General features: G+C 45.1%; 14 protein-coding genes. 9 read left to right on the top strand and 5 right to left on the bottom strand.

What is annotated here, in order from left to right; all coding sequences use genetic code 11:
- The first annotated feature begins 7 nt into the window (after positions 1–7).
- The 5 genes from MAR181_RS01960 to arsC are packed head-to-tail and all read left to right on the top strand — an operon-like array spanning position 8 to position 3,023.
- Positions 8–343, top strand: coding sequence for a metalloregulator ArsR/SmtB family transcription factor (locus MAR181_RS01960; RefSeq protein ID WP_013794937.1), 336 nt, complete (start codon positions 8–10; stop codon positions 341–343).
- 13 nt (positions 344–356) lie between these two features.
- On the top strand, positions 357–827 hold the full coding sequence (locus MAR181_RS01955; protein WP_013794936.1) for an arsenate reductase ArsC: 471 nt from the start codon (positions 357–359) through the stop codon (positions 825–827).
- A complete protein-coding gene (gene arsH / locus MAR181_RS01950; protein WP_013794935.1) occupies positions 827–1,546 on the top strand; it encodes an arsenical resistance protein ArsH in 720 nt (239 codons plus the stop codon). The genes MAR181_RS01955 and arsH overlap by 1 nt, the downstream gene beginning before the upstream one ends.
- 25 nt (positions 1,547–1,571) lie before the next feature.
- Positions 1,572–2,588, top strand: coding sequence for an ACR3 family arsenite efflux transporter (gene arsB / locus MAR181_RS01945; RefSeq protein ID WP_013794934.1), 1,017 nt, complete (start codon positions 1,572–1,574; stop codon positions 2,586–2,588).
- A gap of 12 nt (positions 2,589–2,600) precedes the next feature.
- A complete protein-coding gene (gene arsC / locus MAR181_RS01940; RefSeq protein ID WP_013794933.1) occupies positions 2,601–3,023 on the top strand; it encodes an arsenate reductase (glutaredoxin) in 423 nt (140 codons plus the stop codon).
- A gap of 105 nt (positions 3,024–3,128) precedes the next feature.
- Here the strand turns inward: arsC and aroQ are convergent, their stop codons facing one another.
- Together aroQ and MAR181_RS01930 are read right to left on the bottom strand one after the other, a co-directional pair.
- Positions 3,129–3,578, bottom strand: a complete 450-nt coding sequence (gene aroQ / locus MAR181_RS01935; RefSeq protein WP_013794932.1) for a type II 3-dehydroquinate dehydratase — start codon at positions 3,576–3,578, stop codon at positions 3,129–3,131.
- Positions 3,579–3,608: 30 nt separating this feature from the next.
- The gene (locus MAR181_RS01930; protein WP_013794931.1) at positions 3,609–4,559 is read right to left on the bottom strand and encodes an AEC family transporter; all 951 of its coding nucleotides are present in this window, start codon (positions 4,557–4,559) and stop codon (positions 3,609–3,611) included.
- 162 nt (positions 4,560–4,721) lie between these two features.
- Between MAR181_RS01930 and MAR181_RS01925 the strand changes: the two genes are divergently transcribed.
- From MAR181_RS01925 to MAR181_RS01910, 4 genes are all read left to right on the top strand, one after another.
- Positions 4,722–5,936: a LysR family transcriptional regulator gene (locus MAR181_RS01925; protein WP_013794930.1), complete on the top strand. Its 1,215-nt coding sequence runs from the start codon at positions 4,722–4,724 to the stop codon at positions 5,934–5,936.
- Positions 5,937–6,090: 154 nt separating this feature from the next.
- On the top strand, positions 6,091–7,038 hold the full coding sequence (locus tag MAR181_RS01920; RefSeq protein ID WP_013794929.1) for a Gfo/Idh/MocA family oxidoreductase: 948 nt from the start codon (positions 6,091–6,093) through the stop codon (positions 7,036–7,038).
- Between the two features lie 91 nt (positions 7,039–7,129).
- Positions 7,130–8,110, top strand: a complete 981-nt coding sequence (locus MAR181_RS01915) for an aldo/keto reductase (RefSeq protein ID WP_013794928.1) — start codon at positions 7,130–7,132, stop codon at positions 8,108–8,110.
- A gap of 389 nt (positions 8,111–8,499) precedes the next feature.
- Complete coding sequence (locus tag MAR181_RS01910; protein WP_013794927.1) at positions 8,500–9,813, top strand: methyl-accepting chemotaxis protein; 1,314 nt, start codon at positions 8,500–8,502, stop codon at positions 9,811–9,813.
- Positions 9,814–9,893: 80 nt separating this feature from the next.
- Here the strand turns inward: MAR181_RS01910 and MAR181_RS01905 are convergent, their stop codons facing one another.
- The 3 genes from MAR181_RS01905 to MAR181_RS01895 are packed head-to-tail and all read right to left on the bottom strand — an operon-like array spanning position 9,894 to position 12,022.
- The gene (locus MAR181_RS01905) at positions 9,894–10,742 is read right to left on the bottom strand and encodes a class III extradiol dioxygenase family protein (RefSeq protein ID WP_013794926.1); all 849 of its coding nucleotides are present in this window, start codon (positions 10,740–10,742) and stop codon (positions 9,894–9,896) included.
- Positions 10,742–11,107 (bottom strand): protocatechuate 4,5-dioxygenase subunit alpha, encoded by a 366-nt coding sequence (locus MAR181_RS01900; RefSeq protein ID WP_013794925.1) that lies wholly within the window; start codon positions 11,105–11,107, stop codon positions 10,742–10,744. The genes MAR181_RS01905 and MAR181_RS01900 overlap by 1 nt, the downstream gene beginning before the upstream one ends.
- Before the next feature lie 42 nt (positions 11,108–11,149).
- A complete protein-coding gene (locus tag MAR181_RS01895) occupies positions 11,150–12,022 on the bottom strand; it encodes an amidohydrolase family protein (RefSeq protein ID WP_013794924.1) in 873 nt (290 codons plus the stop codon).
- Positions 12,023–12,060 lie beyond the last annotated feature (38 nt).

Here is a 12,060-nt window from a genome sequence, read left to right as displayed (position 1 = left end):
TCTTATTATGACGCCCATACAGTTTTATAAATGCTTAGCCGACGATACTCGACTCAAGTCCCTATTATTGATTTCCCAGACAGGCGAAGCTTGTGTATGTGATCTAAAAGACGCTTTGAAACTGGATCAGCCCAAAACCTCACGACATCTGGCAGAGCTGCGTAAATGCGGCATTTTGCAGGATGAGCGCCGTGGCAAATGGGTGTATTACAAATTACAGGATGATCTGCCGGATTGGGCAAAAAGAGTCATTCACGAAACCGCAAAACAAAACCCGGATTATTATCAGCAAGCATTAGAGACGCTAAAAGCTTGCCAAGTTGCATCAAACCGTTGTTGTTAATCACGAGGCCAAGATGAAAATTTTATACATTTGTACCCATAACCGCTGTCGCAGTATTTTGTCTGAAGCCATTACCAATGGCATGGCTGCTGGCCTAATAGAAGCAAAAAGTGCCGGCAGTCAACCCGTTGGCGAAGTACACCCATTATCATTGAAATATCTTAAGCAAGCGGGCTACCAAACCGCGGGGCTAATCAGCCAATCATGGGATGACTTTGAAGATTTTGAGCCGGATCTGGTCATTACCGTATGCGATTCAGCAGCAGGCGAAGCTTGCCCACTGTATTTTGGTAAGAGTCTAAAAGTACATTGGGGACTCAGCGACCCTTCTAAGTTAGAAGGCAGCGACACACAACAAGAAACCGCTTTCATGGACACCATCAAGGCGATTGAAGAACGTGTTGAACAACTAAAAGCCCTCGCTCAACGTCGCCTTGACGCCGAGCAACTTAAGTTCGAACTTTCGATTTTGGGAGCCAAATAATGAATTCACAAGACACAGCTTTGCCTAACATCGATCGCGAACAATGGCGTGAGACCCGCCATGATCAGTTCAGCTCAACGCCAAGCTCTCATAAGCCACGTATTCTATTGCTCTATGGCTCGTTAAGAGAACGTTCTTACAGTCGCTTAGTAGTGGAAGAATCAGCACGTTTATTAACGGAATTGGGCGCTGAAGCCCGAATTTTCAACCCACAAGGCCTACCACAAACAGACACTGAAGATGAAAACCACCCAAAAGTAAAAGAGCTTCGTGAGCTGATGATGTGGTCGGAAGGCCAAGTTTGGTGCTCTCCAGAGCGTCATGGTTCGATGAGCAGCATTTTTAAAAGCCAAATTGACTGGGTACCACTCAGTCTAGGTGGTGTTCGTCCAACGCAAGGTAAAACCCTTGCGGTGATGCAGGTTTGCGGTGGATCCCAGTCCTTTAACACAGTGAATCAGATGCGCATTTTAGGGCGTTGGATGCGCATGGTGACCATTCCAAATCAGTCCTCGGTGGCGAAAGCCTTCTTGGAATTTGAGGAGGATGGCCGAATGAAACCCTCGCCTTACTACAATCGCATCGTGGATGTGATGGAAGAGCTAATGAAATTCACCTTGTTATTGAGAGATAACAAAACATTCATGGTAGACCGTTACTCTGAACGTGTTGAAAGCGCTGAGCAATTAAGCCAACGAGTGAATCAAAAATCGATTTAAACCTGACATTGGATAAGAAAAAACTATGGGATTATTTGAACGTTATTTAACGGTCTGGGTAGGCTTGGCCATACTAGCCGGTATTTTGTTGGGCAGCTTAGCAGCGGACGTTTTTGCGTTTATCGCTAGCTTGGAATACGCCAATGTGAACTTTGTCATGGCCATTCTAATTTGGTTAATGATCTACCCTATGATGGTGCAGATTGATTTCTCTTCCATCAAAAACGTAGGCAAACAAACCAAAGGCTTGGCACTCACTCTTGTCATTAACTGGCTGATTAAGCCCTTTTCAATGGCCTTACTTGGTTGGCTCTTTTTCAAAGGCCTATTCGCAGACTGGGTAGACCCACAAACCGCCAATGAATACATTGCTGGGATGATCTTACTTGGTGTGGCGCCTTGTACCGCGATGGTATTTGTGTGGAGCCAATTAACTAAGGGCGACGCCAATTACACCTTGGTTCAAGTCTCCATCAATGATGTCATCATGATCTTTGCGTTTGCTCCAATCGCAGGCTTTCTGTTAGGTGCAACGGACATTCATGTTCCTTGGACGACCTTACTCGTCTCCGTGTTGCTGTACGTTTTAATCCCTTTAATTGCCGGTGCAATCACTCGTAATTCATTGGATAAAGCCAACGACCACTCTCGATTAGATGGCTTCCTAAGCAAAATGAAGCCCTGGTCTATCATAGGCCTGATTGCCACTGTGGTACTCTTGTTTGGCTTCCAGTCCGATACCATTTTATCAAACCCACAAGCCATCGTACTGATTGCCATTCCTTTGTTAATTCAAACTTACGGCATTTTTGCCGTGGCATATTGGTTGGCATTGAAGTTCAAACTGCCTCACAACGAAGCAGCGCCAGCAAGCTTAATTGGCACTTCAAACTTCTTCGAGCTTGCCGTTGCGGTGGCCATTTCATTATTCGGTCTGCATTCTGGTGCTGCGTTAGCCACAGTGGTCGGCGTATTGGTTGAAGTCCCTGTTATGTTGTCACTTGTGTGGTTCGCTAATCGCACTCGTCACTGGTTTGCTTAAGGCGTGATCACCATGGTTTTGATACATCACAATCCTGATTGCGGGACATCACGAAATGTTTTGCGCATTATAAAAGATGCAGGCTATACACCTTTGGTCATTGACTATCTCAAAGAAGGCTGGACCAAGGCTCAGTTGTTGGCCTTATTTGCCGCCGCTGATTTGACCCCAAGAAGTGCCTTGAGAGAAACCAAGTCCCCCGCCAAAGAGTTGGGATTATTAAACAAAAGCGTTTCTGACGACATCATCTTAGAAGCCATGTTAGAACACCCTGTCCTAGTTAATCGTCCGATTGTTTGCTCACCTAAGGGCGTCAAGCTGTGTCGCCCTAGTGAAGCCGTATTGGATTTACTCGAGCAATGGCCAGAAGGCCCTTACGAAAAGGAAGATGGCGAACTGATACTAGACGCCAAAGGCAATCGTCTGAGCCATTAACAAGGCCATGCAACTCATTTGATGATGTCCAAAACCTCAGACAACAAGCACAGACGCAACGCGCTTGTTGTCATATTCTCGGAGGTTGCAGTGAGTTGAGCGACATTATGCCCGTTTACTCACTAACCCTTGGATCCCCAAGACATAACCTTGAACGCCCATTCCCACCACCATACCTGCAGCAACGGGTGATATGTAAGAATGGTGACGGAAGGATTCTCGAGCATGAACATTGGAGATATGCACTTCTATCACAGGCACATCAGCCCCTTTAATCGCATCATGCAAAGCAATGGAGGTATGAGTGTAGGCACCAGGATTAAACACCACACCTAACATGTCTCCAGATTTTACCCTTTGTCCTGCTTCGTGAATCAAATCAATCAATACACCCTCGTGGTTAGATTGATGACACACCACTTGATGCCCTAACGCCGCCGCCGCATCCGCGCACAGCTTTTCCACATCCGCTAAGGTTTCATGGCCATATTGGGCAGGCTCACGAGTGCCCAATAAATTTAAATTTGGGCCATTAAGCACCATAATACTTGCCATATTACACTCCAAAACAGGTCTAATGCGTCATTAGCTCGCGGCTAAAAAACGCAACAATATACTCAATGTCAGAAACGATAACACAGTTGTCACCAATAAGGTGCTGGCGCAAAAGCTTCGCTGACCATATTCACCACAAACAATAGGGTAGGTACTGAACATAGGCATGGCCGCAAAGACCAATACCGACACCTTCAAGGCTTGGCTCATCTCAGGGGTGAGCATCAATAGCAGCATCACCAATGAAGGAAAAATCATCAGCTTTGCCACGGCCACCAAAGCAATCGCACTCAAGTGTCCACGAATGGAAACACCGACCAACGAGCCACCAATAACGATTAAAGCCGTTGGTGCTGCGCCATCCGCCAACAATGACAAACCTCGCTGAGCAAATTCCGGTACTGGCAGTGACAACACGGAAAAACACAGTCCGGCTGTCAAAGCAATTAATAATGGATTGGTGATGATACGCTTTGCCACCACCCTGCCTAAGCTTTGTGAGGTGGTCTCCTGTTGCTTTCGTTGTCGCCCTAACATGGTTTCAATAAAGATCAGGCATACAGGTAGAAGAATGAGATTTTCGACCATCAACGCCATGACAAAAGCTTGCGTCATCGGCTCATCAAAAAATTGCAACAACACCGGAAAACCAATAAAGGCACTGTTTGACATGGCTGCCCCAACACCAAACACCCCCGCCGTGACGAGATCAGCTTTAATGAGTGTCCAACCCAGCAATAGCGTGATAAAGAAGGTCCCTAAACCGCCAACGGCATAGACAAAAATGTAATCAGGATGAAACACTTGCCAAATATCCATGGCGGAAAGTTTGACAAAAATCAGTGACGGCAAGGCCAGATACAAGACAAATCGACTTAAGCCTGCCAAAGCATTTAGTGGAATAAAGCCATAACGAGCAGCGGCAAAACCCACTAAAATCAACAAAAATATCGGGGCAGTAATGTTCAACACCACATCCATCTAAAGACACCTTAGATTGCTCATCAATCGAATTAAAGCTGACGGTTTCGTTATATTCTCACACACAAAAAACCAACAAAACCAACAAAACCTTTTTCAATTTGATTTTTTTGTCATTCAATTTTGATATAGTCATTCTAAGTCACCAGAATTGAGGGGCAAATGGAAATATCCATTCCAAACTTACGACATTTACGTGTTTTTCTCGCAGTTACCGAATTAAAAAGCATTACACGAGCGTCGGATAGTATATTTTTATCCCAACCGGCAATCACTCAAGCCATTGCCAAATTAGAAACCTCTTTGGGTGCCCCGTTATTTGAGCGTCACTCTGACGGCATGTATCCGACCGCCTCAGGGGAGATTTGGCAAAAGCGTGTCAGTCGCGCCATTGACCACATTCAAGTCGCCACCCAAGACATAGTTAAAGATCAATCAACAAAAGAGCGCTCCCCCAAAAACCTAGTGGCGCTGATTAGTACGACCCAGCTGCGTGCGCTCGTGGCGGTCAGTGAAGCGCAAAATTTCAGCATCGCCAGCCGCAATCTAGCGGTATCTCAATCCTCTGTGCATCGGGCTGCTCGCGATTTAGAACGGTTACTTGGCGTCACTTTATTTGAAAAAAACAGCTTAGGTACCAGTGCAACGAAAGCCGCACAAGCCTTGGCGAAAGCCACTAAACTGGCTTTTAATGAATTGCGTCAGGGAATTTATGAAATCAACGCCCTGCAGTTCAAGGATGTTAGTACCATTACCATTGGCAGCATGCCTCTGGCACGTATGACCATCTTGCCAAAATCCATTCTGCGATTTAATGAGCGCCACCCTGACGTCAATATTAACGTCACAGAAGGGCCTTACACAGATCTATTGCATCACTTACGTCAAGGTGACATCGACATCATATTAGGCGCTTTACGCTATCCGACACCGGCGGACGATGTCATTCAAGAAGAACTTTGGGCTCCGCCTCTATCTGTCATTGCCCGTCAGGATCACCCTTTGCTCAATCAGGTAAACATCAGTGCCGCTGAATTGGCCCAATATTCTTGGGTTGTGCCCGCTCAAGGAACACCGACACGACAAGCTTTTGAGGACATTTTCAAAGCGGCGGATATCCCTTTACCCAGTCGTTTGGTCGAATCCAGCTCACAAATTTTAATTCGTGAATTGTTATTGGAAAGTGATCGCCTTACGCTAATGTCGGCACACCAAGTTGAGCGAGAAATTAATATTGGCTTGTTAAAAGTCATCGAGTTTCCCTTAGAGCATACCCGTCGTCCAATCGGCCTATGTGTCCGAAAAAGCTGGCTTCCGACTGTAACTCAATCTCATTTTCTGAGTTTGCTAAGAAAAGTGTCTGAGCAGGTTCGGTGATAAACGCACGTTTTCGATTGCAAAAAATGAATAACATAAGCGATGAATGGATTACCCCTAAAACGGTACCAGTGCTAGATTGAACTGCATTATAAAAGCACTAAGGTGTGTTTTCCTTCTAACAATAAACACTCGCACTTTTAGGAGTAAACTGATGAGAATTTGTATTGCTGGTGCTTCCGGCGCTTTTGGCATGAAACACATGGACGCCATTGCGGCCATCGAAGGGGCTGAAGTCACTTCCGTAGTGGGCACTAAAATTGATGCCATCAAAGAGTTTGCCGAACAACGTGGCGTCGCTCACTTCACAACAGACCTAGCTGAGAGTTTGGCGCGCGAAGATGTTGACGCCGTTATCTTAGCAACACCGACACAAATGCATGCGGCACAAACCATTCAATGTTTGGAAGCAGGCAAGCATGTGATGTCTGAAATTCCGATGGCTGATAACATCGAAGACGCTCGCAAAGTGGTTGAAATCAAGAACAAAACAGGTTTAGTCGCAATGGCGGGACACACCCGTCGCTTCAACCCTTCGCACCAGTGGATTCACAACAAAGTATTAGCGGGTGAACTGACCATTCAACAAATGGATGTGCAAACCTACTTCTTCCGTCGCTCCAATAAAAATGCGCTTGGTAAAGCTCGCTCTTGGACTGACCATCTATTATGGCACCATGCTTGTCACACAGTTGATTTATTCCAATATCAGACCGGTGAAACGGCGACCAAAGTACAAGCTATGCAAGGACCGATTCATCCCGAGCTGGGCATTGCGATGGACATGAGCATTGGTATGAAAGTAGCAAATGGGGCTTTATGTACCCTATCACTGTCCTTTAATAACGATGGTCCATTTGGTACCTTCTTCCGCTACATCTGTGATAACGGCACCTATTTAGCACGTTATGACGATTTGTACGATGGCAATGACAACAAGATCGATTTAACTGGCGTGGCCGTTTCTAACAATGGTATCGAACTTCAAGACCGCGAATTCATTACAGCCATTCAAGAAGGACGTGACCCTAACTCTTGTGTGACTCAAGCCATTGACGCGATGGAAACTCTTCATCGTTTAGAGCAATGCCTAGAAGATTAATACCGTCTATCTTTACTACCAACAGGAAGCCTCGGCTTCCTGTTTTTGTTCTACCCCTATAATATGCCTGAGAAAATAACGAGGACCTGTTATGTCAAAACACCCACATCTCGCCAATCCCAGTATCGGCTTAGGCTGTATGAACCTATCGCACGCCTATGGTTCACCCGTTCAACAAGATGATGCCATCAAAGCCTTACAAGAGGCTTTTGAGATGGGCTATCGACATTTTGATACGGCAACGCTTTATGGTGGTGGCGCCAATGAACAATTGGTTGGCCAGGCTTTAAAAGATCATCGACAGTCCTTCTTTTTGGCCAGTAAATGCGGCATGGCGATGGTGGATGGCAAAAAACAAATTAATGGCCGTCCAGACACGATTCGACAACAATGTGAAAACAGCCTAAAGCGTCTTCAAACCGAATACATCGACCTATATTACCTACATAGACTTGATCCAGAAGTGGCCATAGAAGAAAGTGTTGGCGCACTAGGAGACTTAGTAAAAGAAGGCAAGATCGGTGCCATTGGATTATCCGAAGTCTCCGCGACCACGTTACGAAAAGCCCATCAAGAATGCCCAATCACGGCGATCCAGTCCGAATACTCCTTGTGGACCCGTAACCCCGAAATCGCCGTTCTAAAAGCCTGCCAAGAGCTGGACGTGACTTTTGTGGCCTTCAGTCCATTGGCTCGTGGATTTTTGACTGGCGGTCTGATGAACGCCAATGATTTAGAAACAAAAGACATCCGCAACAACATGCCACGTTTTCAAACTGAACATTATGAAAGCAACCTAGCACTGTTAAACGACTATTTCTCCCTTGCCAAAGACATTGGCTGCACTCCGGCACAACTCGCATTGGCTTGGTTTAAGGGTAAACATAACAATATTGTCCCCATTCCTGGGACTCGCTCGGTTCACCATATGCAGGAGAATTTAGACGCGGCGCAACTCAATTTGGACACCTCTCAAATCCGCCTACTGGATGAGATGATCAACCAAAACAATGTTCATGGACCTCGCTACAACGCGGCGCAACAAAAAGAAATCGATACTGAAGAATTTTAATCGCATTTCGCAGCCCCGTTCAGGGGCTCTTGTTACTCTTTATTCCCTTCTCTCAATGCGGTTATTTTTTACACTCAATCACAAACAGCCCAGCTTAACTACCCATCCATCATTAATTTAAACATCTTTTATATCAAGCATATAAAAAGTACACCTGTACTATTTACACAGCAAAGGCCTATCAATACACTTCTCTACTTACCGTTTCAGTTAATTACTTTTTCAAAACGTGAATCTTATATTTAAAACGCTTCAAACAAACTATAGTTTTCAAAATCGTGTAGGAATAGGCTTACAAAACTGCAGTCGCTTCTAACACCTATCTAGGCTAAATCGGACATAGCCAGACTAGTGACCCCCAAACCAAAGACTAAATAGGGAATATAATTATGTTTTTTAATAAAACCAATAAGAGCGCACCACAGACAAATGAAAAGCCATTGTCTGAAAATGCCGCTTTCCTTAAAGCCATGAACAAGTTTTGTGCCACCATCAGCTTTTTGCCCGATGGCACAATTCTCGAAGCGAATACACATTTTCTAAATGCGGTAGGTTACACTCTCGATGAGGTGAAAGGACAAAAACATGTCATTTTCTGTCCTAAGGAAGTCGCAAACAGCTCTGAGTATAAAAATTTTTGGCCACAATTAGCGTCGGGGAATTGTCAACAAGGTACCTTCTTACGTCAAAAGAAAAATGGCGAAGACTTATGGATTGAAGCAACTTATTTCCCGATAGAACAAGACGGAAAAATTGTAAAAGTCGTCAAAATTGCGGCCGACATCACCAAAGCAAAACACACTGCAGACAGCCACAAAGCCGTCTACGATGCGATTGACCGCTCTAGTGCAATGATAGAATTCCATCCTGATGGCACCATCATCACAGCCAATGATAATTTCCTTAAAACCATGGGGTTTAGCTCTGTACAGGAAATTAGTGGCACGCATCACAGAAATTTTTGTCAGGACGAGTTTTATCAACAACACCCTCGTTTTTGGGAAGAACTCGCCAATGGCAATTTCAAATCTGGCCGTTTTGAGCGTGTTAACAAGCAAGGTGACACCATCTGGTTAGAAGCGACCTACAACCCCATCTATGATGAAAATGGCAAAGTCATTAAAATATTAAAAGTGGCCTCCGATATTACAGAGCGAGTGACCGAACAACTGGCTGTTCAACACGCCGCCGAAGTGGCTCATTCAACATCGGTTGAAACCGCACAAGTGTCTGAAAACGGCGCGAAAATCTTAAGCAACACAGTGGAAGCGTCAAACCAAATCGTTACCGATATTGAAGCCTCAACCGAGCTGATTGAAAGTCTAAACCAACAATCTGAAAACATTGCTAAGATTGTGACCACCATTGGCTCCATTGCTGATCAAACCAACTTATTGGCACTGAATGCGGCCATCGAAGCCGCACGAGCGGGTGAACATGGTCGTGGTTTCGCCGTCGTGGCCGATGAAGTACGAACGCTTGCCGCTCGAACCAGTACTTCAACTGTCGAAATCGAAAATATGGTTGCTCAAAACAGTGATCTAACGCGTCAGGCCAAGGCCAGTATGAACAAAGTAAGTGAACGTTCCGGTGAAAGCGCACAATTAATCGAAGAAGCATCAGGCATCATCCAAGAAATCCTAACGGGAGCAGAACACGTTGCCAACACAGTGAACAAACTGCTTAACGAAAATAAGAGCTAAGCCTTCTTACTTTCTTACTGTTCACATAGACATAAAAAAACGCGCTCATTTGAGCGCGTTTTTTGTGATCATGACATGGTTTATTTGGGCATTTCATGCTCAAGTAATAGGAGTCCAGCGCCAGTATTGGAAATCGGTGCATGATAATTACGATGCAGCTCAGTCACCTTTCCACGCAGTACTCCACGCATGGCAATCCACATATTAAGTTCAACCGTTTGCGCACCGCCGATTTTCACCAAATCTAGATTAGAGTATGTGGTCAGCTCTTCAGGACATTCGACAAGCTTATCCATACACTCAAGGTCAAACTGACGATTCAATGTACCAGCCGCCTCGCCATCTAATTGATGTGATAAGCCGCCCGTACCGAAAATAGCCACCGTCATCTCCGAATCAAACGACTCGATCGCCTTACCAATCGCTTGGCCTAAAGCGTAACAGCGCTTCGGTTGTGGCATTGGGTGTTGCTCACAGTTTATGCAAACTGGTATGACTTTTACATGGCCATAATCATTGCCTGGCCACATCAAACTCAAAGGTACGGTTAAACCGTGATCAACCTTCATTTCTTGACAAATGGTCATATCAAAACCATCTTCCACTAAGCTATTAGCAATATGCCAAGACAACTCAGACTCCCCCGTCACTGGAGGAATAGTAGCAATGCCCCACCCTTCGTCTGAATTATGATATTCATCCGCCACACCAATCGCAAAAGTCGGCTTCTTATCAATAAAGAACTCCAAACCATGATCGTTATAAAAAAGCACAATCACATCCGGCTTTTTCTCATTTAGCCATTTACGGACCGGGGGATAACCGTCAAAAAAAGGTTTCCAATAGGGTGTTTCTTCTGCTTTGTTTGCCATGGCATTGGCAATCGCAGGGATATGGGAGGTTGTTACCGCGCCAATAATATTCGCCATTACTCTTCTCCTGAGCCACGTTTAACCAGCATGGCTTTAAATTCATCTAGACTCATACCCGTTTGGATCGCGCCAATGTCTTGCATATTCAGCTTTAGCAGGCCAGCAAACTTAGCCACATAATAAATACTGCCGCCTTGTTGCAATAGACCAATGATATCTCGCTCATGAATGGCCTTAATCTGTGCTTCCGTTAAACCAAATTTGGCGCAATAGGCATCTGGGTCTTTGTTGAACTCATCACGAGCAGACTGCTCATTAAACGAGTAACACATTTTGTTCAGGCCATAACCTTTCTTTGCCATCTTGCCATCAAACAGGTAAGTGCCCGGTACAGGTTGAGTCGGATCATTTGCTGTCATCATTCATACCTTTTTATTTTGTTTGTCCATAACTGGAGTAACATACTACGCCCAATAAAGACGCATTGGGTTATCCACCAGCAAAGCCTGCTGTTGCTTTAACGTCGTTGCAATATGAGGAATAACATCCACTAGATGGCCATCATTTGGCGCTTCCACTTTCATGTTTGGATGTGGCCAATCTGTTCCCCACAACACACGATCAGAAAACTGCTCCACCAACGTACGTGCAAAAGGATAGACATCTGAATAGTCCGGCGCATGTTGCGTTAAACGTTCAGGACAGCTGACCTTACACCAAACGTTATCGTTGTCCGCCATAAAGTTAACAAAGCGCTGGAAGTCTGGATGATCGATACCATTGGCGACGTTAGGTGTCCCCATGTGGTCCACAACAATCGTCGTGTTTAATGACTTCAGAAAAGGAATTAACTCTTCCAGATCCGCTGCTTCAAAATACACCACTATATGCCAACCGAAAGGACGAATTTTATCGGCAATGGAAAAATAAACTTCCTTAGGCGTACTGTCTACCAAGCGTTTTACAAAGTTAAAACGCACACCACGAACACCAGCCGCATGCATTTTTTCAAGCTCTGCATGGGTAATAGAATCATCCACAAACGCCACCCCACGTGCCAGATCGCCAGCGCTTTCTAGTGCATCTATTAGGGCCGAATTATCAGTACTGTGACAAGAAGCCTGCACAATCACGTTACGGGAAAAACCTAGGTGGTCACGCAAAGCGAACAACTGCTCTTTTGAAGCATCGCAAGGGGTATATTTGCGTTTCGGATGATACGGAAACTTATCCGCTGGACCAAATACGTGACAGTGTGCATCGACCGCCCCTTCAGGTGCTTGGAAGGCTGGTTTTGTCGGGTTGGAATGAAATGGAATGTAGGTTTTGTCCATCATAATCGAATGCCTTATTTATCATTGTTTTAATCAATCGA

The sequence above is a fragment of the Marinomonas posidonica IVIA-Po-181 genome (assembly GCF_000214215.1).
Taxonomy (GTDB): domain Bacteria; phylum Pseudomonadota; class Gammaproteobacteria; order Pseudomonadales; family Marinomonadaceae; genus Marinomonas; species Marinomonas posidonica.
This window is presented reverse-complemented; position numbering and strand designations above follow the sequence as displayed.

Bases quoted from the DNA above. Each gene is read 5' to 3' on its own strand.
- MAR181_RS01960 (WP_013794937.1), top strand. From the start codon at position 8: ATGACGCCCATACAGTTTTATAAATGCTTAGCCGACGATACTCGACTC.
- MAR181_RS01955 (WP_013794936.1), top strand. From the start codon at position 357: ATGAAAATTTTATACATTTGTACCCATAACCGCTGTCGCAGTATTTTG.
- arsH (WP_013794935.1), top strand. From the start codon at position 827: ATGAATTCACAAGACACAGCTTTGCCTAACATCGATCGCGAACAATGG.
- arsB (WP_013794934.1), top strand. From the start codon at position 1,572: ATGGGATTATTTGAACGTTATTTAACGGTCTGGGTAGGCTTGGCCATA.
- arsC (WP_013794933.1), top strand. From the start codon at position 2,601: ATGGTTTTGATACATCACAATCCTGATTGCGGGACATCACGAAATGTT.
- aroQ (WP_013794932.1), bottom strand. From the start codon at position 3,578: ATGGCAAGTATTATGGTGCTTAATGGCCCAAATTTAAATTTATTGGGC.
- MAR181_RS01930 (WP_013794931.1), bottom strand. From the start codon at position 4,559: ATGGATGTGGTGTTGAACATTACTGCCCCGATATTTTTGTTGATTTTA.
- MAR181_RS01925 (WP_013794930.1), top strand. From the start codon at position 4,722: ATGGAAATATCCATTCCAAACTTACGACATTTACGTGTTTTTCTCGCA.
- MAR181_RS01920 (WP_013794929.1), top strand. From the start codon at position 6,091: ATGAGAATTTGTATTGCTGGTGCTTCCGGCGCTTTTGGCATGAAACAC.
- MAR181_RS01915 (WP_013794928.1), top strand. From the start codon at position 7,130: ATGTCAAAACACCCACATCTCGCCAATCCCAGTATCGGCTTAGGCTGT.
- MAR181_RS01910 (WP_013794927.1), top strand. From the start codon at position 8,500: ATGTTTTTTAATAAAACCAATAAGAGCGCACCACAGACAAATGAAAAG.
- MAR181_RS01905 (WP_013794926.1), bottom strand. From the start codon at position 10,742: ATGGCGAATATTATTGGCGCGGTAACAACCTCCCATATCCCTGCGATT.
- MAR181_RS01900 (WP_013794925.1), bottom strand. From the start codon at position 11,107: ATGATGACAGCAAATGATCCGACTCAACCTGTACCGGGCACTTACCTG.
- MAR181_RS01895 (WP_013794924.1), bottom strand. From the start codon at position 12,022: ATGATGGACAAAACCTACATTCCATTTCATTCCAACCCGACAAAACCA.